This window comes from Streptomyces sp. NBC_00459 (assembly GCF_036013955.1).
Lineage (GTDB): Bacteria > Actinomycetota > Actinomycetes > Streptomycetales > Streptomycetaceae > Streptomyces.
In genome coordinates this window covers 215,191-241,697 of record NZ_CP107903.1, presented here as the reverse complement: position 1 = coordinate 241,697, position 26,507 = coordinate 215,191, and the positions used below count along the sequence as shown (strand labels likewise).

Sequence of the window (26,507 nt, the reverse complement as noted above, 5' to 3'; positions counted from 1 at the left end):
CCCTGATCCCGCCGACCAACGGACTGACGGGCTGTTCCGGCATCACACCGTCCGTCGCGGCGCCGTTGCCGGGCAGCGCATGCCGATCCCGCCTCTGAATCAGCAGGAGGAAGGGCCGGGGGCGGCGGTCGCGAATGTCACTCATCGAGCCGTCCTCGGCCCGCCCGCGCCCCGCACCTGCACCCGCCCCGCTTCGCCAGAAGGACGAAATGCCCCAGCACCAGTGGACCGCACAGGTCATTTCCGCCCCATCGGTTTCCCCGGCCGGCGCCCCCTCCGACTCGCCAGGACCCGGCACGCTGCTGCGTACCGGTTTCACCGTGCGCGGGCCGGTGCACAGCGCCCGCATGCTGATCACAGCCCTGGGCGTGTACGAGACGGAGCTGAACGGCACGGTCGTCGGCGACGTCGTGCTCGCCCCGGGCTGGACGAGCTATCACCACCGGCACCGGTACCAGACGTTCGACGTCGCCGGTCTGTTGCGGCCGGGCCCCAACGCCTGGGGCGCCCACCTGGCCGACGGCTGGTACCGGGGACTGCTCGGCTTCAACGGCGGCACCCGCAACCTGTACGGCTCGCGCACCGGCCTGCTCGCGGAACTCCACATCACCTACGCCGACGGCACCACCCAGACCGTCACCACCGGACCCGGCTGGCGCGCGGGCACCGGGCCGGTCGTCGTGACCGGGCTGTACGAGGGCGAAACGCACGACGCCCGCCTCGAACAGCCCGGTTGGAGCGCACCGGGATTCGACGACTCCGCCTGGCCGCCGGTACAGATCCTCGGCGGCTTCGACCCCTCTGTCCTCTTCCCCGCGGACAGCCCGCCGGTCCGCAGGGTCGAGGAGTTCGGACCGGTCTGTGTGAGCGGGAACGACCAGGGGCGCGTCGTGGTCGACTTCGGGCAGAACCTGGTCGGCCGGCTGCGCATCCGCGTCCGTGGCGAGGCCGGCCACACCGTCACCCTGCGCCACACGGAGGTCCTGGAGAACGGGACGCCGTCCGCCCGCTCACTGGGGGGCGCCGAGGCCACCGACCGCTATGTCCTGCGGGGCGACGCGGATGCGGAGGAGTGGGAGCCCCGGTTCACCTTCCACGGCTTCCGCTACGCTGAACTCGAAGGCTGGCCCGGTGAGTTGGGTCCCGGAGACATCACCGCCGTGGTCCTGCACAGCGACCTGCGGCGCACCGGCTGGTTCGCCTGCTCCGACCCTTCCCTGGAGCGACTGCACGAGAACGTCGTGTGGAGCATGCGCGGCAACTTCCTCGACGTGCCCACCGACTGCCCGCAGCGCGACGAGCGGCTGGGCTGGACGGGCGACGCCCAGGTCTTCGCTCCCACTGCCTCTTTCCTGTACGACGTCCGGGACTTCCTCGCCTCCTGGCTGCGGGATCTGGCCGCCGAACAGGCCGCGGACGAGGACGGGGTGCCGCCGGTGATGAGCCCCGCGGTTCCGCTGCGTTTCCAGAGTGCCCCGCCGCCCAGCGGCAATCGGCCCATGGCGGGCTGGGGCGACGCGACCGTCGTCGTCCCGTGGACCCTCTACGAGCGGTACGGCGACACTGAGGTGCTCCGTGCCCAGTACCCGTCCATGCGTGGCTGGGTCGACACCGTGGACGCGGTCGCCGGACCGGGTCATGTGTGGGGCGAGGGCTTCCAGTTCGGCGACTGGCTCGACCCGACCGCGCCCCCGTCGATGCCCCCGAAGTCGAGCACCTCCGGACCACTGGTCGCCACCGCCTACTTCGCGTACTCGGCCCGGCTGCTGGCCCGTACCGCGGAGGTGCTGGGGGAGAAGGAGGACGCCGCTCACTATCACGCGCTCGCCGACTCGGTGCGCGAGGCGTTCCGGGACCGCTTCCATCGCGGTGGCGGCCTGCTCCACGAGGAGACCCAGACCGCGTACGCGCTGGCGCTGTGCTTCCGGCTGATCGACGATGACGCCGAACGCGGCCGGGCCGGTGAGCGGTTGGCCGCGCTGGTCGCCGCACGAGGCCACCGCATCGGCACCGGCTTCCTCGGCACCCCGCTGATCTGCGACGCGCTCACCGACACCGGCCACGCCGACACCGCCTACCGGCTTCTGACCCAACGCGAGTGCCCCTCCTGGCTGTACCAGGTGGACCGTGGCGCCACCACGATCTGGGAACGCTGGGACGCCGTACTGCCCGACGGCAGCCTCAACCCCTCGCCCCTGAACTCACTCAACCACTACTCCTACGGGGCTGTCGCCGACTGGCTCCACCGCACCGTCGCGGGACTGGCACCCGCCGAGCCCGGCTACCGACGGATCCGGTTCCGCCCGCTGCCCGGCGGCGGCATCACCTGGGCCGACGCGGCACACGAGACGCCGTACGGCCGCGCGGAGTCCTCCTGGCGGATCGAGAACGGTGAACTGCGCCTGGACGTCCTCGTCGCGGACGGCGCCACAGCCACCGTGGAGATGCCCGGTAGCGCGCCCGTCGAGGCCGGTCCCGGCCGGCACTCCTTCCGCACCCCCTGGCCCACCACCGCAGAGGACCTCCGATGACCGACCCGTCCTACCCCATCGACCCCGAGCTGGCGCCCCGCCTGGAGTTCGTCGCCCTGTTCGACTTCACCGACCACGAGGCCGCCCGCGCCGGCATGATCCGAGGCCTGGCCTACCAGCCCCCGTACGAGCCGCCCGTGCCGCTGACCGTCCGGGACGAGCTGGTGCCCGGACCCACGGACGCCCCGCCCGTCGCGGTGCGCGTCCACCGTCCCGTGGGCCAGGACGAGGTCCCGGGACTGCTGTACCTCCACGGCGGCGGCTTCGTCCTCGGCTCCATCGCCGCCTCGGACGCCGACGCCCGCCGCCTGGCAGCGGAGACGGGAGCGGCCGTCGTACTGGTGGAGTACCGTCTCGCGCCCGAGCACCCCTACCCGGCCGCGCTCGACGACTGCTTCGCCGCCCTGGAGTGGGTTACCAAGAACGCGGCAGGCCTGGGCATCGACGCGACCCGGATCGGGGTCTTCGGAGAGAGCGCGGGTGGGGCCCTGGCCGCCGCGCTGACCCTCCTCACCCGGGACCGGGGCGGCCCGAACCTGTGCTTCCAGTGCCTGCTCACCCCCGTGCTCGACGACCGCCTGCTCACCGAGTCGATGCGCGCCTACACCGACACCCCGGGCTGGAGCCGGCCCGACGCCGAACTCAGCTGGGACCACTTTCTCGGAGACGGCGTACGGGGAAGGGACGACGTGCCCTGCTACGCGGCTCCCGCCCGCGCCGAGGACCTGTCCGGACTGCCGCCCGCGTTCGTCGGCGCCGCCCAGTTCGACCCGTTGCGCGACGAGGCCATCGCCTACGCCCAGCGGCTCGCGCAGGCTGCCGTGCTCACCGAACTGCACCTGTATCCCGGTACGTTCCACGGCGCCAACCAGGGCAGCCGGGCCGCAGTGGCCACCCGGATGAATGCGGACGTGATCACAGCCCTCTGCCAGGGTCTTCGCCACCCGCGCTGAGCAGCACTACCGGCGACCTATGCGGGCGCCCGGCGAGTGACGTGGACGGCGAACTCCTCGCTCGGGCGCCGGGAGCACAAGGGAACCAGCGTGTCCGCCGGACCTCCCCGGTCCGCGCCGGACGAAGGCGTCGCGGCGGTCGGCCTTGGTGCGGGAGCCGTAGGTGATGACCTTCCGGTTGTTTCGGAACGTGCGCCCGGATCAGTCGCCGCAGTGGGCCCGGCTGTCAGGCGGGTGACGTGTGGACGAGGCGGCCCTGGAAGATGAGTGAGGCGGCCTGCCTGAGACGGCGGACGTGGATGCTGACCTCGTAGGCGTCGATGGCGGCGACCTGGTTGGTGAGGCAGTGGTAGAAGTCCTCGGCGTCGCGGCAGATGACGCTGGCCATCAGGTTGTGGTGGCCGCTGATGGCCCCGGCGAACGCGACCTCGGCGCGCCGGGCGAGTTGCTCCCCGGCCGGCTTGAGCCTGGCGGGGGTGACCCGGCCGGTTCCTCGCAGGCGACCGGCCGACCCGCGGGGAACGGTCAGTCGGGAGGGGCGACCAGCACGAATTACTGCTCCCCGGCAGCATGGAAGAGCACGTCCTTGTCGGCAAACGGCTTCGATGCGGCGATCAGTCCCAGCCCGGTGGCGCCGGTACGCGCCATGTCGACGACATCGCGGGAGGTGAAGGCGGTCCGGATGTTCACGGCACCCAGGGACAGCGGGTGCTGGACGCACGGATCATCGTGGTCAGCGGCTCCACCACCTGGGAGGGCATGGCCGCGATGTCCAGGCCCACTTCCCCCAGTTCATGCTCGGCCGCGACGTCGGCGCGGGCCGTCTCCAGGCTGCGCACAGCCGTCCGGGCCGGCTCGATCAACGCCGTCCCCGCCTCGGTCAGCACGGCTTTGCGGCCGGCTCATCGCGCAGGCGGTTGATCAGTCGCACCCGGTCGGCGATGACCAGGGCGTCCTTGGCGTCAGATCCCGATGCAGCCCAAACCGCATGACGTCAATCGCCAAAGCCGTCCTCACCCTTGAGTGGCAACGCTGAAGAAGTTCAGTAACGAACTACCGGTAGGCCGTGCGCCACCACTTGGGGCAAAGCGACGAACCATGCGATGGACTATGCCATTGGAACGCGCCTGCGGGAACGCGCCTATGGGAATGTGTCCCGGATCGTCCTCGCGGACTGCCTGGTACGGAGTGAACTGATGCCCCGATGGGTTGGTAGGGCGCTTACTTGACGCACCGACATGTGGAAAACAGACCCCCTCTTTCCATTGAGTGGAAAGCCTGTCCGTTTTGTGATGAGGTTGCGGATCTTACTCTTGTCTGGCCGCGTACCAGCTGTCACACTCCTCGCGTGAACCATTTGAAATCCCCACACTTGATCCCTGGTGCAACCCGGTCGCGAGTCCGGTCGGTTGTTTTGCCTGATGTCTTACCGTTGAGCGCAGCTCCGGTCTGACCGAATGTAAATACAAGTGAGCCGCTTGTGAATGTGACTTACCGTCAATTGGCTCCGATTCGATGGTGCGGCACCGTCTCTGCTGTCGTCGTACGAGCTTGCTGATGGGAGTCCGTGGCCCCCCGTATTCCCCAGCCGATCTCCGGTCTCTTCTCTTCGGTCTGTTCTGTTCATGTTCTGTTCGTTCAGAATTTTCTGGATCGGCAGTGCTGGGTGTATTGCTGCATCCGGTGCTTTGGCATTCGCACCTGTTCATCCGGCCGCGCGGCCCCGTGGCGCCGTCCGAATGTCTGAGAGGAGGAACCGTCATGGGCGTGGATGATGCGGACCTTGAACTCCTGCTGCTGATACGTCACTTCGAGCGCAAGTTGCTGGAACTCTTCGAAGCCGGTCAGCTCAACGGCACCACCCACACCTGCCTGGGGCAGGAATACATACCGGTCGCGCTGCGGACGCTGCTGGCCGAAGCCGACTACGTGTTCAGCAATCATCGCGGCCACGGCCACTACCTGGCCCGGTTCAACGATCCGCACGGACTGCTGGCGGAGATCATGGGCCGTGAGGGTGCGGTCTGTCAGGGTGTCGGCGGAAGTCAGCACATCCTGCGAGGCCGCTACCTCTCCACCGGAGTGCAGGGCGAGAGCATGCCGGTCGCTGTCGGTACGGCGCTGCACCTCAAGCGCGAGGGCTCGAACAACCTGGCAGCAGTCTTCCTCGGTGACGGCACCTGGGGCGAGGGATCGGTCTACGAGGCCCTGAACATGGCCTCGTTGTGGCAGGTGCCGCTACTGGTCCTGGTCGAGAACAACGGCATCGCCCAGTCGACCCCGACCGGTGTGCAGTTGGCGGGCAGCATCGCCGGCCGTGCCGCCGCCTTCGGTGTCCGCCATCAACTCGTCCGGACCCAGGACCTCGACGAGATCAGGGCCGAACTGGGCCCGGCCGTAACCCGGGTGCGCGACACCGCTGAACCCCTCGTGGTCGAGTTCCTGACCCAGCGTCTGGGGCCGCACAGCAAAGGCGACGACACCCGGCCCGCCGAAGAGGTGGATCTGGCCGCCGAGCGAGACTGGTATCGCCGGTACGCGGCCGAGATTCCCGACCGGCTTGGGCTGTGCGACATACGTCAGCGTGAATTCGTCGAGCAGGTCGTGAAAGAAGTTGCCGCCCGCCCCCTGTCCACGTGGGATGACAGATGCCTGTTGCCGAACGTGTAGTCGAGAATCTCAACCGAGCCCTGCACGGCCTGTTCGAGCGGGACGAGAGTGTCTACCTCCTCGGTGAGGACATCGTGGACCCCTATGGAGGCGCATTCAAAGTCACCAGGGGTCTGTCCGAACGATATGGTGACCGCGTGCTCGCCACTCCGCTGAGTGAAGGTGGCATCGTGGGCGTGGCCGCCGGCCTGTCGCTCGCGGGTAACACGGCAATCGTGGAGATCATGTTCGGAGACTTCATCGCGCTCGCTTTCGATCAGATCCTGAATTTCGCGAGCAAATCGGTTTCCATGTACGGTCGTCGGATCCCACTGAAGCTCGTCGTCCGGTGTCCCACCGGAGGAAGCCGCGGCTATGGCCCCACTCACAGTCAGAGCCCGCAGAAGCATTTCGTGGGGATTCCTGGACTGAATCTTTACGAACTGTCTCCGTTCCATGAAAGCGGAGTCGTTCTGGAGCGCATGTTCCGAGGGGCGGAACCCTGTGTCCTGTTCGAGGACAAGGTGTTGTACACCCGTCGAATGCGTCGTGACGGTGTCGTCGATGACATATTCAACTTCGACTTCGCCGATCCTGCGCAGGAGTTCGCCCGCGTGTACGCCGGTCGGCCGGACGACGCCGATGTGGTGCTGATCGCGCCGGGAGGCCTCGTCGACCGGACGCTCACGGCGATGCGCGGCTTGCTGCTGGACCACGAGATCACCTGCCAGCTCGTCGTCCCCTCCCGGCTGTACCCCCTCGACCTCGACCCTCTGCTGCCCATGTTGGCGGCGGCCGGCCGGGTCTGCGTGGTGGAGGAGAGCACGGCCGGTGGGACCTGGGGCGCCGAGATCGCGCAGGCCGTGCACAGCAGGCTGTGGGGGAAGCTGGCGGCGCCGGTCCGGCTGGTGCACTCGGCGGCCAGCATCATCCCGACCGCCACCCATCTGGAACGCGGCGTACTGGTGCAGAGCGAGACCATCCATCACGCGGTACGGGAGATGTTCGTTGGTTGATATCGCGGTTCCCAAGCTGAACAACAATGACAGTTCCTACCTCCTCGTGGAGTGGCTGTTCGACGACGGTGCCCAGGTGCCGGCGGACGCGTCCGTCGCCGTACTGGAGACCTCGAAGGCCACCGAGGACCTGGTCGCGCCCGCCTCCGGTGTCCTCCAGCGCATCGTGCCCGACGGGACCGAGTGCGAGTGCGGCGAAGTGATCGGCCGACTGGTGGGGAGCGCGGCCGACGGCCCGCCTGCACCTGTGCCGTCCCCGGACGCCGACGCGGAGCGCGCCGTGAGCGCCCCGGCACCCTCCCCGGTCGTGACGGCCCCGGCGCGTGAGCTGATGGACGAACTCGGCATCGACGAAGCCGAGTTGCGTCTGCTGGACCAGAAGGTCGTCAAACGGGCCGATGTCGAGCGGCTCGCCCAGCTGAAGGGCGGATCGGGAGCGGCGGCGAATCCCGAGGGGCACCGGTTGAGCCCGAATCAGCGGGCTGTGTGGAACGTCGTCAGTGAGTCGCAGCGGACGATCCCTGCCGCGTTCACGGTCGTCCATGTGGACATGGGGCAGGTCGAGGAGAGCGCGGCCCGTCTAGGCACCATGGCAGGCGCCACCGAGTTCGTCATCGCTGCCATGGCCCGGCTACGCGTGGAGTTCCCGCTGTTCTTCGCCGCGCCGGGTGAGACCGGCTGGGTGAGGCCGGCCGACGCGTCCCACATCGCGGTCACCGTCGATGTGGGAAAGGGACTGTTCACGCCGGTCGTCCGCGAGGCCGAGCAACTGTCGGTGGTGGAGATCGCCGACGTGATGATGGATTTCCGTGTCAAGGCGGTCCGGGACGGCTTCCGGGGATCGGACCTCGCGGGCGGCACGGCGCTGCTCGCGCTCAACAACGACGCCGGTGTGGTCATGGCCACCCCGATCGTGTTCCCCGGCAACACCTGCGCGGTCTCCCTCGGCGACACCCGGGACGAGCTGGCGGTCGACGACCGTGGCGAGGTCCGGTTGCGGCGGGTGGCCGCGATCGGGGTCGCCTATGACCACCGGATCGTCAACGGGCGGGACGCCGTGCGATTCCTGCGCACTCTGCGAGAGCGACTCGAACACGCGCATGAGCTGACCGTCAGCCCCCGGGACGTTCGCTGACCGTTCCGCCGCGGGACGCGTTCGTGCCGCCTTCGGGACCTGACGGGCAAGCCAGGAAGAGGAAAGATGTCCACGCTGGATTCGAAGCTCGACGGCAGTCCGTCGACCGTGGGATCGCCCGGGGCACCGACCCTGGTCGTGGTGTCGGGTGACACCGCTCAGGCACGGGACGCGGCGGCTGCCGAACTCGCCGGGCGCCTGCGCCGGCTCCAGGTCGCAGACCTTCCCGACGCGGCCTACACGCTTGCCGTGGGGCGCCGGGGGCGCAGCCACCGGCGGGCCGTGATCTGTCACGATCCGCAGGAGGCGGCCCGGCTGCTGGAGGCCTCACCGTCCGCAGGCGACGGCGGCCCCGGTACGAGTGCGTTGGTATTGGAGCTGCCGGCCGATGTGCCGGACGTCGCCCGCCTGGCCGCCGAGGCCATCAGCACCGATCCCCGGTTCGCCGGCTTCCACCGGGCGTGCCGACGCGCCGGAGCCCTCAAGAAGGGCACCGCCGGCGCCGTCTTCGCCTACCAGTACGCGCTCGTCCGGCTCTGGCTGCACTGGGGTCTCCGGCCACGTGCGCTGCGGGCCGATGGGGTGGGGGAGACGGTCGCCGCGTGTGTCGGCGGTGCGCTCAGCCTGGCGGACGCGGTGGCGTCGCTGGGGGAGCCGGAAACGGTCACGAAGTCCGGTCGGCGTGCGCGTCGCAGGCCGTCCTTCGAGGTACTTCCGCTCGGATCCGGAACCGAGCCCGAGGACCTCGTGCTGACGGTCGGCTCCGACAGCCCTCTGGAGACCTTGCGCCGTGCCTGGCTCGGCGGTGCGGAGATCGAGTGGGACAACGTGTACGAGGGCCAGGGCCGGCGCCGGATCCGGCTGCCCGACCACCCTGCCGACCCGCGCCCCGAGCCGGGAGCCGAGTCAGGAGCCGCGGCGCCGGAGGCAAGCGCCGACCGGGCGGAGGCGATGCCCTGGGTGCTGGCGGCGAAGTCGAAGGCCGCGCTGCGCAGACGGGCGGTCGAGGTCAGGGCGGCCGTCGAGGCCCGGCCGGAGCAGTCGCCCCTGGAGATCGCCAGGTCCCTGGCCGCCGACGCGGCCACGGACCCTGCCGGAGACCACCGCGCCGTCGTGGTCGGGACCGACCGCGACGATCTCCTGCGCGGCCTGACCGCGCTCTCGGCCGGCCGGCCATCCCCAGGAGTGACCCGCGGCGTGGTGTCCGTGACCGACAGCCGGCCGGTCTTCGTCTTCCCCGGTCATGGATCCCAGTGGCAGGGCATGGCCGCCGACCTGATGGAGTCCTCGCCGGTGTTCCGCGCCGAGGCCGACCGCTGTGCCGAGGCGTTCGCGCCGCACATCGACTGGTCGCTCACGGACGTACTGTGCGGCCGACCGGGAGCGGCTTCGCCGGACCGGGTGGACGTGGTGCAGCCCGCGCTGTTCACGGTCATGGTGTCGCTGCACGCACTGCTGCGTTCCTGGGGGCTGCGACCGGCGGCCGTACTCGGGCACTGCATAGGCGAGATGGCCGCCGCCCATGTCAGCGGCGCCCTGTCCCTGCAGGACGCTGCGGCACTGTCCGCCCATTCGAGCAAGGCCCAGGCGACCCTGGCCGGTGCCGGTGCCATGGCGTCCGTCGAACTCCCGCCGCATGCCGTGCGCGAGCGGCTCGCCGGCTACGACGGCCGGATCGGGCTGGGCGCGGTCAACGGAGTGGACTGGGTCCTGGTGTCCGGCGACCGCCAGGACGTGGTCGACCTGGTCGAGGAGCTCACGGCGGACGGCGTCCGGGCGCGATTGATCCGGGTGGACCTGGCGGTGCACTCCACACACCTCGACGCCGTTCGGGACCGGATGATGCGGGACCTGGCCGCGATCACGCCCCGCCCGGCCGAACTGCCCATGCGGTCCTCGATCAGCGGTGAGCCGTTGCTCGGCACCGAGCTGGACAACGCCTACTGGTTCGCCAACGTGCGCGAGACGGTGGAATTCGCGGGGACCGTACGGGCCCTGGTGGAGGAGGGCTACCGCACCTTCGTCGAGCTGAGCCCCCATCCGGCCCTGGCCATGGGCGTGTCGAGTGTCCTGGAGGCCGCCGGAGTCGAGGCGGACGGTGTCGTCGTCGGCACTCTGCGGCGTGCCCAGGACGGACAAGCAGCCCTGCTGGCCTCGCTCGCCGAACTCCACGTGAGGGGCGTGCCGGTGGACTGGACCGCCGTACTGGACGGCGGTGCCGCACCCGTCATGCCCGTCGAGCCGCTTGTGCCGGCCGGTGCCGACGACCCGGCGTCCGCCGGGGAACGGACGGAGAACGAAGGACCGTTCGACCGCCTGGCCGAGCTGCCCAGGACCGTGGCTGAGCGTGAGTCCCTGAGCCTGATCGCCGCCCATGCGGCGGCGCTGCTCGGCGTGGACTCCCTCGACGACCTGGCGCCCGACTGGGCCGGCGCCTCCCTGGTCACCCTCGGCTTCACCTCGCTGCTGGCGGTGGAACTGCGCGGCCGACTCGCCCAGGACACCGGGCTGCGGCTGGCCCGCACGCTGGTGTTCGACCACCCGACCGCACGGAGCCTGTCCCGCTTCCTCGTCGGTGAGCTGTGCGGTGCGACCGGCGGTGAGGCGGCGACCCGGCCCGGGACCGGCGCCCCGGCGGCCCTCCCGGCCGAGGCGAACGACGGGGCCGTCGCCATCGTGGGGATGGCGGCCCGGCTTCCCGGAGCGGCGGACCTGGAGGAGTACTGGGACCTGCTGAGCGGCGGCCGGGAGGCGATAGCGCGCTTCACCGACGAGGAACTGCTCGCCGCGGGGGTCCCGGAGGGACTCGTCCACGACCCGCGCTATGTGAAGGCGTTCGGCGCGCTGCCGGACGCGGAACTGTTCGACGCCGCCTTCTTCGGACTGACGCCGGCCGAGGCAGAGGTCACCGACCCCCAGCAGCGGTTGTTCCTCCAGACCTGCCACGCGGCCCTGGAACACGCCGGATGCGACCCCGCACGCCACCCCGGGGCGATCGGTGTCTTCGGCGGCGCCGCGAACAACACGTATCTGCAGGAGAACGTGCTGCCCGGCACCGACCGGACGGCGCCGTCCGAGTACTTCAGGGTGATGTTTGCCAACGACAAGGACTACCTGGCCACCCGCGTCGCCTACAAACTGAACCTCAAGGGTCCCGGGTACACCGTCCAGACCGCCTGCTCGACATCACTGGTGGCCATCCATGTGGCCCGGCAGGCACTGCGGGTCGGCGACTGCGACCTCGCGCTGGCGGGCGGGGTGTCGGTACGCGTTCCCCAGACCAAGGGTCACCTCTACGAGGAGGGCTCGATCCTCTCGGCCGACGGGCGCGTCCGCGCCTTCGACGCCGACGCCAGCGGCACCGTGTTCGGCAGCGGAGTGGGCGTTGTGGCCCTGAAACGGCTGTCCGACGCCATCGCCGACGGCGACACGATCCACGCGGTGATCCTGGGGACCGCGACCAACAACGACGGCGCCGACAAGGTCAGTTACGCGGCGCCGGCCCGTGACGGGCAGGCCGCGGTCATCGCCATGGCCCAGCAGGCCGCCGGGGTCGATGCCGGGACGATCACCTACCTGGAGGCGCACGCCACGGGGACCCGGCTGGGCGACCCCGTCGAAGTGGCGGCACTGGACCAGGCGTTCCGGCGCACCACCACGGAGAAGGGCTACTGCGCCATCGGTTCGGTCAAGCCGAACATCGGTCACCTGGACGCGGCGGCAGGTGTGGCCGGTGTGATCAAAGTGGTGCTGATGATGCAGCACCGAACCATTGCGCCGAGCATCAACTACCGCCGCCCCAACCCGGCCATCGACTTCGAGAACACCCCGTTCCGCGTCGCCGCCGAGCTCACCCCATGGACGGCGCAAGGACATCCACGCCGTGCCGGAGTCAGTTCCTTCGGTGTCGGCGGCACCAACGCCCACGCCGTCCTGGAGGAGGCGCCCCCGCAGGAACCCTCCGGCCCGTCCCGCGCGGACCAGTTGCTGGTGTTGTCGGCGGCAACCCCGTCCGCGCTCGACCGGATCGGCGCGCGGCTCGCCGCGCATCTGCGGCGCCACCCCGACGTGCCGCTGGCGGATGTCGCCCACACCCTCGCGGTCGGGCGGGCAGCCCACCGATACCGCCGGGCACTGCTGTGCACGGACACCGAAGAGGCCGTACGGCTCCTGGAGGACCCGGCCGGTCCGGGGGGCGCCGCCGCGACAGCCGGCTACGTCCCGCCTTCCGTGGCCTTCGCCTTTCCCGGCTCCGGCGCGGACGCCGACGGCCGGTCGGCAGCCGTACTGGCCGCCGCCGAACCCGTCTTCGCGGAACGGTACGAGGAGTGCCTCGCGGCCGGTGTCCTGCGCGAGGGCGCGCGCGGCAGGGCGTTCGCGTTCGGATACGCCCTGGCCGGACTCTGGCAGGACTGGGGACTGCACCCCGAGACGCTGTTCGCCGAAGGCGACGGGGAACTGGTCGCGGCCTGTCTGGCCGGTGCACTCCGGCTGGACGAGGCGGCCGACGCGCTCGCCGGGGCGGGCGTGCTGCCGCCGGGACGGGAACCGCGGCTGCGCGTCCTGCCCATGGCCGAAGCCTCCCGGGAGGGGCAGGTGGTCCTGACGGCCCGGGCGGAGTCACCGCTGCACGCGGTGCGGGAGGCCTGGCTGGCCGGCGCGGACGTCGACTGGGCCCGCTTCCACCGGGGCCAGCGGCGCAGCCGGGTGCCGCTGCCGACGTACCCGTTCGAAGGGCGACGGCACTGGCTGGAGTCCGCCGCGCCGGTGCCTGCCCCCGCGGAGCCGCCGCTGCGCGGGCTCGCGGACCCCGCGGACGCGCGGCGGAGCTGCCCGACGGTCACCCTCACCGGTGGGGAACCGTACCTGGCGGACCATCTCATCGGGGGCGCGGCCGTGCTGCCCGCGGCCGTGCACCTGGAACTGGCGCGGGCCGCGGCGGAACTGGTGTCCGCTGGAAGTGCCGTCGAGGCGATCCGGGACACCGGTTTCGAACAGATGCTCTCCTTCCGGTCCGGCGCCCGTACCCTGCGGGTCCGCTGCGAGCCCCGGGGCGGCAGAATCCTGCGGTTCACCGTGACCGCGGACGGAACGGAGTCCGACGGCGGCGGCGAGCAGGTCTACTCGCGCGGCGAAGTCGAGGTGGCGGACAGTGCCGCCGCACCGGCACCCGTGCCCGAGCGGGTGGACCTCGACACCGTACGGCGCCGCTGCACGACCCGCGTCGAGCCCTTCACCTGCTACGACCTGCTCGGCGAGCGCGGCGTGGCGCACGGCACCAGCCTGCGCGCCCTGCGGGAGTTCAGGCACCGCGGCGGCCAGGAGGCGGTGGCCGTGCTGGATGTGCCGCAGAGTGCGGCCGGGCCGGCCGCACCGGACTTCGGCGGACCGGACACCTCGGTGCTGCACCCGGCGCTGCTGGACGGCGCCCTGCAGACAGCGGTGTGCCTGCTGGCCGTGTCGGGCGAGGACCGCGGAGCCACCTATCTGCCCATGCGGCTCGGTGAACTCCGCCTGCACAAGTCGCTGGACGGCCCGTGCACGGTGCATGTGACGCGATCCGCCGGTGCGCCCCGGGGCGGCGGTGACCAGTTGGTGCGACTCGACCTGGTTCTGGTGGGCCAGGACGGCGCTGTCGCCGTCCGGCTGTCCGACCTCGTGTTGCGCCGAGTGCCGTCCGGTGTCGAACCCAGCGGCAGGACGGGGCAGGCCCCGGTCTTCCTGCGCGGCCACTGGTCGCCCGTGGCCGCCGTCGGCGCGGCGGCGGGCACGGGCAGCGGCCCGTTCCTGCTGCTCGCGGACGGCGAGGGATCGCGCCAGGCACTGCGACGGGCGCTGCGGGACGCCGGTGAGCACGACACTCCCGTGGTCCTGGTGACGCCGGGGTCCGGTTTCCGTCGTACCGACGACCGCACCTACGAGGTTGCTCCAGGGCGGCCGGGAGCCTTCGCCGAACTGTTGGCGGCACTGGACGCCGACCGGATCTCACCCCGCCGGATCCTGCACGCCTGGACCCTGACCGCACAGCCGTCCGACGAGTTCGGCGCCGACCTGCTCGACATGGGCGTGGGATCGCTGTTCGACCTCACCCGGGCGCTGCTGGCGCGGCGGCCGGTGGAGCGGACACAGCTGCTGTTCGTCCACCCGCTCGACGCCCGCCCGCTCGGCCCGGACGAGGGACTGCCCGTCCACGAGGCGGTCGCCGCGTTCGCACGGACCGCACGGCTGGAGAACCCGGCGCTGGCCTACCGGGTCGTGGGCGTGGCCGCGGGCGGCTTCACCGAGCGGCTGCCTCTGCTGCTGAAGGAGTTCGGCGCGGCCACCGACCGGGAGACCGAGGTCCGGTACGAGCGGGACGCCCTCCGGCTGGCCCGCCGCTACCAGGTGATCGACACGGCGGGTTTCCCCCGTCCCGGGGTCGGCGCTGGCGTGGGGCTGCGGGCCGGCGGCGTCTACCTGATCACCGGCGGGGCGGGCGGTCTCGGACTGCTGCTCGCCGACCATCTGGTCGCCCGGTACCGGGCTCAGGTTTTCCTGGTCGGCCGCTCCGCTCCGGACGAGCGCATCCGGGCACGGACCGAGACGCCGGCCACGGGCGGCGGGACGGTCCGCTACCTGCGGGGGGACGTCTCCAGGGAGGACGACGTCCGCGCCGTCCTGGCGGCGGTGGAGGCCGAGCACGAGACGCTGCACGGCGTGATCCACTCCGCGGGCGTCCTGCGCGACTCCTTCCTGCTCACCAAGACCCCGGAGGATCTGGCGGCGGTCCTCGCTCCCAAGGTGCACGGCACGGTCCACCTAGACCGGCTGACGGCACATCACTCCCTGGACTTCTTCGCGACCTTCTCGTCGGTCGTGGCGCCGTTGGGCAACGCGGGCCAGGCCGACTACGCCTTCGCCAACGCCTTCATGGACGGCGCCATGGCTCACCGCCAGCGGTTGGTGGCAGCCGGCCGGCGCAGTGGCACCTCCGTGTCGATCGCCTGGCCGCTGTGGCGGGACGGCGGGATGACGGCCGACGAGGCATCGGAGGCCCTCCTCGAGCGGCGCCAGGGCTCCGCCGCGCTGCCCGCCCAGGCCGGCCTCGCGGCGTTCGAGACCGCTCTCGGACTGCCGGGCGGGCCGGTCCTGGTCGCACTCGGCGATCCCGAGACCGTACAGGCCGCTTTGACGCCTTCCGCACCGCCTTCCGCACTGCCCACGGCGCGGCCGGACGAGCCGGACCCGGGCCATCGGGTGCGGACGGGCGCCGAGCCCGGCCCGGACCTGCGGTCGGTGGCCGAGGGGCTCCTGCGGGAGATCCTCGCGGCGGAGACCAGACTGGACGCCGCCACCATCGACCCGCAGGCTCCGCTGGAGCGTTACGGAATCGACTCCCTCCTGATCGTCAAGCTCAACAGCGCGGTGGAGGAGCGGTTCGGTGAATCGTCCAAGACCCTCTTCTTCGAGTACACGACCCTCGCCGACCTCGCCGACTACTTCGCCGACCACCACGCGGAACGGCTTCGCGAGCTCAGCGGAGCGGCGCGGCCGGCACCGGAGGCCGTGCCGGTGCCGACGGTGGCACCCGCCGCATCATCTGCCCGAACTGCCGCCGTCGACCGGGACGCCCACCACCGACAGGACGACCTCGACCTCCCGGACGACGCGATCGCGGTGATCGGGCTGAGCGGTCGCTACCCGGGGGCCGCCGACCTGGCGGAGTTCTGGCAGAACCTGGTGGAGGGCCGGGACTGCGTCACCGAGATACCCCGGGAGCGCTGGGACCACGACCGGTTCTTCCAGGACGGGCCGCCGGTCCCCGGCCGGGCCTACGCCAAGTGGGGTGGATTCCTCGACGACGTCGACCGGTTCGATCCTCTGTTCTTCGGGATATCGCCGCGCGAGGCGGAGCTGATGGATCCCCAGGAGCGGCTGTTCCTCCAGACCGCGTGGCACGCCGTGGAGGACGCCGGGTACCGTCCCGCGGAACTCGCCGGCCGGCCGGTCGGGGTCTTCGTCGGCGCCATGTACGCCGAATACCAGCTCTACGGCGCCGACCGGGTCCTGCGCGGCGAAGGACCTGTCCCCGGCTCCCTCCAGGCGTCCATCGCCAACCGGGTGTCGTACGTGCTGAACCTGGCCGGACCGAGTCTCGCGGTCGACACGATGTGCTCCTCCTCTCTCACCGCCATCCACCTGGCCTGCCGGAGCCTGAGCGACGGCGAGAGCGAACTGGCCATCGCCGGAGGGGTAAACCTCTCGCTCCACCCGCACAAGTATGTCTACCTCAGCCAGGGGCGCTTCGTGTCAGCCGACGGCCGGTGCCGGTCCTTCGGCGCCGGCGGCACCGGATACGTACCCGGAGAGGGCGTCGGCGCGGTCCTGCTCAAGCCGGTGCGGCGGGCCCTGGCCGACGGCGACCACATCCACGGCGTCATCCTCGGCGACGCCGTCAATCACGGCGGCCGGACCAACGGCTACACCGTGCCCAACCCCAACGCCCAGCAGAAAGTGATCGAGCGGGCCCTGCAGCGGGCCCGCACCGCGCCCCGCGACATCGGCTACGTCGAGGCCCACGGCACCGGTACCTCGCTCGGGGACCCGATCGAGATCACCGGGCTGCGCAAGGCGTTCGGCCAGGTCGGCGACCCGGCGGACGCCGAAGGGGAACGGCAGTACTGCCCCGTCGGGTCGCTGAAGTCGAACATCGGCCATCTGGAGGCGGCGGCGGGAGTGGCCGGCCTGACCAAGGTGCTGCTGCAGTTCCGGCACGGCCGTCTCGTCCCGTCCCTGCACTCCGAAGAGCTCAACCCGAACATCGACTTCGCCGCTTCCCCGTTCCGCGTGCAGCGGGAACTCGCCGACTGGCCGCGGCCGTACGGCGGCGCGCGGCGAGCCGCCCTGAGTTCGTTCGGCGCCGGCGGTTCCAACGCCCACCTGGTGCTCGCCGAGGAACCACGCCCCGAGCCCGCCCCGGCCCTCCCTGCCGCCGGGCAGCGCACTCCCGAACCGCTGCTGTACGTCCTGTCCGCACGGGACGAGGAACGGCTGCGCGAGTACGCCGGACGGCTCGGCCGGTTCCTGCGCACCGAGCGCGTGGACCTCGCCGATGTCGCCCACACCCTCCGGTACGGGCGTGAGCCCATGGCCGAGCGGCTGGCCGTGGTCGGCGACGACGGGGAGGCTGTGGCCGAGGCACTGCTCGCGTTCTCCGAGGGCGCCGACGCCCCGGCCGGGCTGTGGCACGGCCGCGCCGGAACCGGCCCCGTGCCGGACCCCTCACCGGACACCGTGGGCGTCGGCCCGCAGGCCGCGGCACACCGGTGGCTGGCCGGAGCGGATCCGGTCGACGAGGTGGCGTTCCCCACCCCCGCCCCGAACGCCGCCGGCCGCCCGCCGCGCCGCGTCCCGCTGCCCGGCTACCCCTTCGCCCGGGAACGCTACTGGCTGGGCGGCCTCGACGAGACGCCGGCCGGCGTGGGCGCCGCGGCTCTCCACCCGCTGCTCGACGCCAACGATTCGACCCTTTCGGAGACCCGGTTCCGCACCACACTGCGCCGCGACGACGCGCTGCTGGAGGACCACCAGGTGGCCGGGCACAGGCTGCTGGCCGGCACCGCCCTGCTGGAAATGGTCAGGGCCGCGGTCGAGCGGGCAGCGGGCAGCGCGCCGACCGCACTGCGCGACGTGATGTGGGGACGCCCGGTCGAGGTGACGGGCGACACCCTCGACGTGTTCGTCGCCCTGCGCGCGGACGGTGCGCAGGGCGTGGACCCTGCCGGCACCGTCGCGTTCGAGGTGTTCAGCGAGGCCGGGCAGGACCGCGTCACCCATGTACGCGGCAACGCCACCACCGGCCCGGAGCAGCCGGCCGGGCCTCCGCTCGACCTCGCGGCGGTGCGGAGCCGCTGCGCCACGGCACGCGTCGGCACCGAGGTCTACCGCGACTACCGGCAGGCCGGCTTCCACTACGGCCCGTCCTTCCAGGTGATCCAGGAGGTGCGGATCGGCGCGGACGAGGTCCTGGTGGAAGTACGGCTGCCCGAACGGCCGGCGGCCACGGCCACGAACGGCTTCACCCTGCACCCCGCCCTGCTGGACGGCCTGCTGAGGTCCGTCCACTGGATGAACCGCCACACCACGCCCGGCGCCGACGACCTGGTGGTGCCGTTCTCCCTCGGGACGATCGAGATTCTGCGGCCACTGCCGCCGGTCTGCTTCGCCCACGCGGTGCCTTCCAGCGGCTCCGGCCCACGCCAGGCGGCCGTCCAGCGCTTCGACGTGCTCGTCGTCGACGAACAGGGCACCGAACTCGTCCGGCTGCGGGACTTCGCCGGGCGTGTGCTGAGCGCCCCGGCCGAGCCCGAACAGCCCACGACGGGAGAGACCGTCGCCGAAGCACTGTTCTACGAGTACGGCTGGGAGCCGCAGAGCGCCCCCGAGCCCGCCGGGCCGGCCGACCCAGGCCCGGGGACGCTGCTCGTCCTGGCTGCCGCACCGCAGGCGGCACGGCTGCTGGCCCGATCCGGCCGGTGGTCCCGCGTGGTGCGGGTCGTGGCCGGCGACCGGTTCCACGCCGAAGGCCGGGACGAGTACACCGTCGACCCGCTGGACACCGGTCACTACCGGCGGCTGCTGGCCGAGGTCACCGACGGCGACGCCCGGTCCGCGCTGGACGTCCTCCATCTGTGGGACCTGACGCCCGACGGCGCCCCGCGACCCGACGACGGTGAACCGGCCGGGGAACTCGCCCTGCTGGACGCGGCGCTGGACACCGGACTCCTCCCGATGCTGTACCTGGCGCAGGCCGCGCGGCCCGGTCACGGCAGGCTCCGGCTGCTGTACGGACACACCGCACCGGCGGGCCGGGCGGTACCCGCACGGGAGGCCACGTCCGGCCTGTCCCGTGTCGTCGAGGCCCTACGGCCGGGGTCATGGCTGCGTTCCGTCCGTTACGACGGCCCCGCCCCGGACGCCGAGCGGCTCGCCCGCACACTGCTGGACGAGTTCGCCGTCCCGCCAGGGTCCGCCCCGCGCACCGCGGAGATCCGCTACGACGAGTCCGGGCGGCGCCTGGTCCGCGTCGTGCGTGCTGCCATGCCGCCCTCATCGTCGGCCGACGTTCCGTTGCGGGACAGAGGCGTGTACCTGATCACCGGTGGCCTCAGCGGAATCGGGCTGGTGTTCGCGCGGTACCTGGCCGAGCGGTACCGCGCCCGGCTGGTGCTCTTCGCCCGGTCACCGCTGGGCGAGGCGGCCCGGGCCGAGGTGGACCGGCTGACGGCACTGGGCGCCGACGTACTGGCGGTCCAGGGCGATGTCGCGGTACCCGACGACGTACGGCGGGCCCTGGCCCGGCTCAGGGACCGCTTCGGGCGGCTCGACGGAGTGTTCCACGCCGCCGGTGTGTTCGACCCGACGCCGTTGCCGCAGGCGGACCGTGAGCGGTTCGCACGGGTGCTGGCCGCCAAGACCCGCGGGACCGTCAACCTCGACGTGCTGACCCGCGACGAGCCGCTCGACCTCTTCGTGCTCTTCTCGTCCGTCTCCGCCGCCCTCGGCGACTTCGGCGCGGGCAGCTACGCCGCGGCCAACCGCTTCCTGGACGGCTACGCGGAGCGACGCGACCAGTGGGTCGCCGAAGGCCGCCGCCACGGACGCACCCTGTCGCTCGACTGGCCGTTGTGGACGGTCGGCGGTGTGGATTCCGCACTCGGGGACGCCGAGTTGACCCGCTACCGGACCACTACCGGCATGCGGCCGGTGACCGCGGACGACGGACTGCGGATGTTCCGACGCGCCTGGGTCCACACGTCGCCAGTCCTGATACCGGCCGTCGGTGACCGGGCCGTGATCGATCGCGTGCTGGGGGTCGCGGCGGCCTCCGGTCCGGCGGCGCGGCCGGTCGTGGCGCCCGCGCCGGTCTCCGGGCAAGAGCCGGCCGCCCAACTGCGCCCACGACTCCTGGAGCATGTCAGACAGCGGCTGGCCGAGGTGCTGAAGCTCCCGCCGGCCAGGCTGGACAGTCGCAGCACGCTGGATTCGTACGGGATGGACTCCGTGCTGGTGATGGAGGCCAACTCCCTCCTCGGCCGGGACTTCCCCGGCCTGCCCGGAACCCTGTTCTTCGAGTACCGCACGGTGGCGGAGGTGGCGGACTACCTGCTCCTGGAGCACTCCGACGCCGTGGTGCGGCTGTTCGGCCAGGAGAAGGCGCCGGCGCAGGCCGGGCCGGTGCCCGCGGCGGACCCGGCGCCGGTCGGGAGCGAACCGGCGGCGCACACCCCGTACCGGCCGCCGACGGTCACGGTCCCCGTCACCCCGACGGCGGTCGTCGGCGCCGGCGCCGAGGACGACATCGCGATCATCGGGATCAGCGGGCGATACCCCAAGGCCCGCGACCTGGACGAGTTCTGGGAGAACCTGCGGGCCGGACGGGACTGCGTCACCGAGGTGCCCGCCGACCGCTGGGACGCCGGGGAGGTGTTCGACCCGGACCCCTCCGCGGCGGGCCGCAGCTACAGCCGGTGGGGCGGTTTCCTCGACGACGTCGACGCCTTCGACTCGCTGTTCTTCCGGATCTCCCCGATGCAGGCCAAGACCATGGACCCGCAGGAGCGACTGTTCCTGGAGACCGCTTGGGCCGCGCTGGAGGACGCCGGATACCCCCTCGACGCCCTTCCCCGGCCGCGCTTCTCGGCCGAGGGCCGCGACGTCGGCGTGTTCGCCGGCGTGATGTGGGGCGACTACGCGGTCCTCGCCGCGGAGGAGTCCTTCCGCGGCAACCCCGTCACCGTCCTGACCAACCGTTCCTCCATCGCCAACCACGTCTCGTACTTCGGGGACTTCCGGGGCCCCAGCATGGTGGTGGACACCGCCTGCTCCTCGTCCCTGGTCGCGCTCCACCTCGCCTGCGAGAGCATTCGTCGCGGCGAGTGCGGATACGCCATCGCGGGCGGCGTCAACATCGCCGCGCACCCGGCCAGATACGTCCACCTCAGCCGGCTGAACATGCTTGCCAAGGACGGCCGTTGCCGCTCGTTCGGCGCCGGCGGAACCGGCTACGTGCCAGGCGAGGGCGTGGGCGCGGTCCTGCTGAAGCGGCTGTCGCAGGCCGAGGCGGACGGCGACCGCATCCACGCGGTGATCAGGGCGAGCGCTGTCAACCAGGGCGGCCACACCAGCGGCCCGACCGTGCCCAACCCCCGTGCCCAGCAGGCTCTGGTCGAGGAGACCCTGGCCCGGGCGGGCATCGACCCGCGGACCATCGGCTACGTCGAGGCCCACGGCACCGGCACCGAACTGGGCGACCCCATCGAGCACACCGCCCTGGAACGCGCCTTCCGCCGTTACACCGACGACCTGGGCTTCTGCGCCCTCGGTTCGGCGAAGTCGGCGATCGGCCACCTGGAGGGCGCCGCGGGCATCGCCGGCGTCACCAAGGCAGTCCTGCAACTGCGGCACGGGCAACTGGCCCCGTCGCTGCACGCGGACCGGCTCAACCCGGTCATCGACTTCGAGCGGTCCCCCTTCCGGGTCCAGCGCGAACTCGCCGACTGGCGGCCCCCGTCCGGTCCCGCCGGGCCCGCGCCACGCCGAGCCGCCGTCAGCTCCTTCGGCGCGGGCGGCACCAACGCGCACGTCATCATCGAGGAGTACCTCGGCGCGCCGGAGGGGCACACTCCCTCCGCACCGGGCGCGCCGGGACCGGAGTTGCTGACGCTATCCGCGCGCACCGACGACCGGTTGCGCGCCCAGGCGGAGCAGTTGGCCAGGTTCCTGCGCCGCGAGAGCGCCGCTGGCCGCCCGCCCGCCCTCGCAGACGTCGCGCACACGCTCCACGCCGGCCGGGAGGCCATGACGGAGCGCCTGGCGGCGGTGGTCCACGGAATCGACGAGGCGGCGGAGCTGCTGGAGGCGTTCGTCCGAGGCGAGGCCGGGGACCGCGTGATCCGTTCCAGCGCACGGGCGAACGAGGCAGTGGGCGATCTGCTCACCGCAGTGCGGGAGGGCCGGGACCTGGCGCTCGCGCTGGCGGCGGCGGGGGACTTCGACCGGCTCGGCCGGCTCTGGGCCTCCGGCCTGGCGCTGGACGCGGAGGTGCTCCAGCAGATCCGGCCCCGCCCGGCCCGCAGAGTGTCGCTGCCGACGTATCCCTTCGCCCAGGAACGGCACTGGATCGTACGGCGCCCGGCGGGCACCGCCCCCGCAGGGCCGTCGCCGGCCCATACCCCGAGGCGGCTGGCTGCCACCGAACCGGTGTTGCGCGACCATCTGGTGCTGGGCCGCAGCATCCTGCCCGGGGTCGCCCACCTGGACCTGGTGCTCACCGCGCTGCCCGCCCCTGCGGGCCGACCGCGTGTCCTGCGGGATGTGCGCTGGACGAAACCCGTCGACGCGGACGCCGGGTTCGCCGAACTGGTCGTACGTACCGTGCCGGACACCGGCGGACCGGGCGGCGCCGTCCGCTACGAGATCCGCGGCGGTGAGGACGACATGGCCGTCCTGTACTCCCAGGGGCTTCTGGCGGACGCCGAACCGTGGTCCGGCGCCGACGCCGTGTCCGTCGAGGAGGTCCGGTCCCGCTGCCTCACCGTCCGTACGGGCGGCGAACTGTACGAGCGGCTGGCCGGTCAGGGGCTTCGGTACGGGCCGTACTTCCGGGCCGTGGAACAGGTGTGGACGGGCGACGGGGAGGCGCTGGCCCGCCTCGTGCTGCCCGCCGGGCAGCACGAGGGAACCGACCGGCACACCCTGCACCCGGGCATGGCGGACGCCGCGCTGCACACCCTCGCCGCCCTGCTCGACCCCGGTGCGGGTGCGCTCCTGCCCTTCGCCGCCGAGCGGATCGAACTGCTGCGACCGGTCCCGGCCACGGGCTGGTCGCATGTGCGGGCGCGCGGCGGGCACCGGTACGACATCGAGCTGCTCGACGACGCGGGCCGGGTGTGCGTGCGGTTCGACGACCTGGCCTGCCGGCCCGCGCGCGAGCCGTCCGGTCAGGAGCACGGCGGATACGAGCAGTTCGGCTACCGGCCCCGCTGGGTACCCGCCCCGGCCCCCGGTGCGGACAGCGCAACGGGCCGGGAGACCGTTCTGGTCGCGGCACCGGAGTCGGCCCGCACTCTCGCCCTGGCCCTCGGGCACGAGCACCTCGGCCGCGGCGACGAAGTCCGCCACCTCTGGCTCGCGATGGACAGCACATTCGAAAGGAGCGCCGAAGACGCCCTGGCCCAGGGAACCCCGCCCGGTCTCGTGTACTTCCTCGGCGGCGCCCAGGACGCCTCCGCGGGCACCGAGGCCCGCACGGCCCAGGACGAGGTCGTCGCCCTGCACCGGCTGGCACGCCGCCTGCTGGGCCGAGGCGCCGGAGACGCCGGGTCCGGAGCGGTGCGGCTGAAGGTGGTCACCACGGACGCCTTCCCGTTCTGCGACGACGAGGGGTCCCGGCCCTGGTCCGCCGGACTGTGGGGCTACTGCTCGGTCCTGGACAAGGAGTTCCCCGCGCTCAGGACCGTCCTCGTGGACGTCAGGGGCGAGGAGAGCGGCGACACGGTCACCCGGCTGGTGGCCGAACCGTTCCCGGTCCGGGCACGGGCGGTGTCGTTGCGCGGCGGAGTGCGCCGCACGCTGCGCCTGGAGCCAGTCGAACTCCCCCCGGCGGACGAGAGCGGCCACGTCCGCTTCCGGGACAACGGGGTGTACCTCCTGCTCGGAGGTCTCGGCGCGGTCGGCCACGACACCGCCCTGCACCTGGCGCGCGCCCACCGGGCCAAGCTGGTCCTGGTGGGCCGCACCGAACCCGACGAGCGCCGCAGGGCACGGCTCGCCGAGATCGAACGGGCCGGCGCGGAGGTGCTGTACCTGGCCTGCGACGCGGCCGACCCGGCGGCCCTCGAAGACGCCGTTTCCCGCGCCAAGCAGCGGTTCGGAACACTGCACGGCGTCATCCACTCGGCGATGCTGCTGGATGCCGCACCCGTCCGCGAACTCGACGAGGAGACCCTGCGCACGGTCCTCACCGCCAAGGTCGACACCACGTGGAACCTGGCCCGCGCGGTATGGGACGAGCCGCTGGACTTCCTCCTCCTGTACTCCTCCGGCACCGCCGTCGCAGGCAACGCCGGCCAGGCCGGGTACGCGGCAGGCTGCGCGTTCGCCGACTCCCTGGCCCGTCATCTGGCCCGCACGGCCAGCTTCCCCGTCCGCACCCTCAACTGGGGCTACTGGCACGCGGGCGGCGACGAGGACCGCGAGGCGGTGCTGCGCCGGCTCGTCGCCGCCGGAATCCGGCCGATCGGTGCCCAGGAGGGCATGGAGACCGTGGCGCGCTTCCTGGCGTCCGGTCTGCCGCAGATCCTGGCCACCCGTGCCTCCGGGCCGATCCTGGAGGCGCTCGGCGTCGACCCGTCCGTCCTGGTCAGACCACACCGCGCCGACCCGTCGGCCGCTGTCGCCGACGTCGGCGCACAGCCCCTGCGGACCGGCGCCGAGGAGTCGGAAAGGATCGGGCGACAGACCGTCGCGTCCGACGCCCTGGAGCGCCTCGGGCAGCTTCTGCTGCTGGGTACGTTCCAGCGGGCGGGCCTGCTGTGCCGTGCCGGCGAACGCCGCTCCGTGCCGGAGATGCGCCGCGGACTCGGCGTGGTCTCCCGGCACCACCGCCTGTACGAAGTCCTGCTGCACGTGCTCGAACTCGGCGGCCTGGTGCGGCGCGACGGCGACGAGGTGCTCGCGCTGCCCCCGGTGGAGGGGGAGGAGGCCCGGCGGGTTCTCGCCGACCCGGAGGCCGCGTGCGCCGAACTGCCCGCCGGACAGCCGTGGACGGCGGCCGTGGCCGGTCTGCTGCTGCGCTGCACGCGCGAGCTGGGCGGGGTGCTGGCCGGAACGACCGCCGCGACCGAGGTGCTCTTCCCCGGTGGGTCCCTGGACGCGGTGACCAAGGTCTACCAGGGCAACCCCGTCACCGACCGGCTCAACGCGCATCTGGCCGCGACGGTACGACGGTACGCCGAGCGGCGGCTGGCCGCCGACCCGACGGCGCGGATCCGGGTGCTGGAGGTCGGCGCGGGCACGGGAAGCACCACCCGTGAGGTACTGGCGGCGCTTGCGTCCCTCGCCGGACAGGTGCAGTACACGTACACGGATATATCGGCCGGCTTTGTTCGGCACGGACGGCAGACGTTCGGTGACACCCACCCGTTCACCGACTTCCGGGTCCTGGACATCGAGGGTGACCTCGATGAACAGGGGTTCCCCTCGCAGAGCTACGACATCGTGCTCGGCACGAACGTCCTCCACGCCACCCGGCGGATCCACGACACCCTGAACCGGGTCAAGCGGCTGCTCCGGCCGGACGGCCTGCTGCTGGTCAACGAGGGCGTCCGGGCCGACCACGTGCTGACCCTCGTCTTCGGCCTGACCGACGGGTGGTGGGCGTACGAGGACCCGGAGCACCGGATCCCCGGCACGCCGATGCTCGGCGAACGGTCGTGGCGGGACGTCCTGCACGACTGCGGCTTCCGCGGGGTCGTCACCCACGGGCTGCCGCAGGAGGGAGAGGTCAGCCAGAGCCTGATCGTCGCCGAGAGCGACGGGGTGCTGGTCGACGCCGCGGCCGTGCCCGCCGTTTCCGCGGCGCCCGGCACAGCCGACCCGGTGGCTCGGTCCATGGTGGGGGAGAGCGTGCGAGCCGGGGACGGTGAGGATGCCGCGGACCGGTACGCCGCGGCCGAGGAGTTCGTACGCCGGGTGTTCGGCGAGGTGCTGGAGATGTCCCCGGAGCAGCTCGACCCGGACGCCACCTTCGAGAACTACGGTGTCGACTCCCTCGTGGTGCTCCAGCTGAACAAGGCCATCGAGCAGCACGTGGGCCGGGTCCCGGCGACCCTGCTGTTCGAGCAGATCACCATGGGCCGGCTCGCCCGCTGGCTGCTCGCCGAGCGGCCGGACGCCCTGGCCCGCGTCCTGCCCGGGACGACGCCCGACACGGGGCCGACCGGGGCGGCGGTGGGCGGACCGCGGGAAGCGCGCTCGCCGGATAGGGCACCCGCGGTCCGGCCGGTCGGACCGGGGCCCGAACCGCGCTCCGGCGCGGTGGCGCCCGCCCTGGCCGGGAACGAGCTGGACCGAATGGTCTCGGCTCTGCCCGACGCGGAGGTCGACGCCCTGCTGCGGCTGCTCGGTCATGGGGCCGCGAACGGCCGGGTGACGGCGGAATGACCATGCGGAAGGCCGGAAC

The 26,507-nt window shown here is 72.2% G+C and carries 9 protein-coding genes; 6 read left to right on the top strand and 3 right to left on the bottom strand.

Annotated features, from left to right (window positions below; all coding sequences use genetic code 11):
- Window positions 1-209: 209 nt before the first annotated feature.
- A complete protein-coding gene (locus OHN74_RS00785; protein WP_327692530.1) occupies window positions 210-2,531 on the top strand; it encodes a glycoside hydrolase family 78 protein in 2,322 nt (773 codons plus the stop codon).
- Entirely contained in the window at window positions 2,528-3,484 is a 957-nt protein-coding gene (locus OHN74_RS00780) for an alpha/beta hydrolase (protein WP_327692529.1), read from the top strand. Before OHN74_RS00785 ends, OHN74_RS00780 begins: the two co-directional genes overlap by 4 nt.
- Window positions 3,485-3,710: 226 nt before the next feature.
- Here OHN74_RS00780 and OHN74_RS00775 read toward each other — a convergent pair whose 3' ends face one another.
- From OHN74_RS00775 to OHN74_RS00765, 3 genes are all read right to left on the bottom strand, one after another.
- On the bottom strand, window positions 3,711-3,872 hold the full coding sequence (locus tag OHN74_RS00775) for a hypothetical protein (protein ID WP_327692528.1): 162 nt from the start codon (window positions 3,870-3,872) through the stop codon (window positions 3,711-3,713).
- 164 nt (window positions 3,873-4,036) lie between these two features.
- A complete protein-coding gene (locus OHN74_RS00770; RefSeq protein ID WP_327692527.1) occupies window positions 4,037-4,174 on the bottom strand; it encodes a hypothetical protein in 138 nt (45 codons plus the stop codon).
- The gene (locus tag OHN74_RS00765; protein WP_327700466.1) at window positions 4,171-4,371 is read right to left on the bottom strand and encodes a hypothetical protein; all 201 of its coding nucleotides are present in this window, start codon (window positions 4,369-4,371) and stop codon (window positions 4,171-4,173) included. The genes OHN74_RS00770 and OHN74_RS00765 overlap by 4 nt, the downstream gene beginning before the upstream one ends.
- A gap of 772 nt (window positions 4,372-5,143) precedes the next feature.
- On the opposite strand from OHN74_RS00765, the gene OHN74_RS00760 reads away from it, so the two are divergent.
- From OHN74_RS00760 to OHN74_RS00745, 4 genes are all read left to right on the top strand, one after another.
- Window positions 5,144-6,154, top strand: coding sequence for a thiamine pyrophosphate-dependent dehydrogenase E1 component subunit alpha (locus tag OHN74_RS00760; protein ID WP_327692526.1), 1,011 nt, complete (start codon window positions 5,144-5,146; stop codon window positions 6,152-6,154).
- Complete coding sequence (locus tag OHN74_RS00755) at window positions 6,133-7,149, top strand: alpha-ketoacid dehydrogenase subunit beta (protein WP_327692525.1); 1,017 nt, start codon at window positions 6,133-6,135, stop codon at window positions 7,147-7,149. The genes OHN74_RS00760 and OHN74_RS00755 overlap by 22 nt, the downstream gene beginning before the upstream one ends.
- Window positions 7,142-8,284 carry a 2-oxo acid dehydrogenase subunit E2 gene (locus OHN74_RS00750; protein WP_327692524.1) on the top strand — a complete coding sequence of 381 codons (1,143 nt, stop codon included), beginning with the start codon at window positions 7,142-7,144 and terminating at the stop codon, window positions 8,282-8,284. The genes OHN74_RS00755 and OHN74_RS00750 overlap by 8 nt, the downstream gene beginning before the upstream one ends.
- Window positions 8,285-8,350: 66 nt before the next feature.
- Window positions 8,351-26,488 carry an SDR family NAD(P)-dependent oxidoreductase gene (locus tag OHN74_RS00745; RefSeq protein WP_327692523.1) on the top strand — a complete coding sequence of 6,046 codons (18,138 nt, stop codon included), beginning with the start codon at window positions 8,351-8,353 and terminating at the stop codon, window positions 26,486-26,488.
- Window positions 26,489-26,507 lie beyond the last annotated feature (19 nt).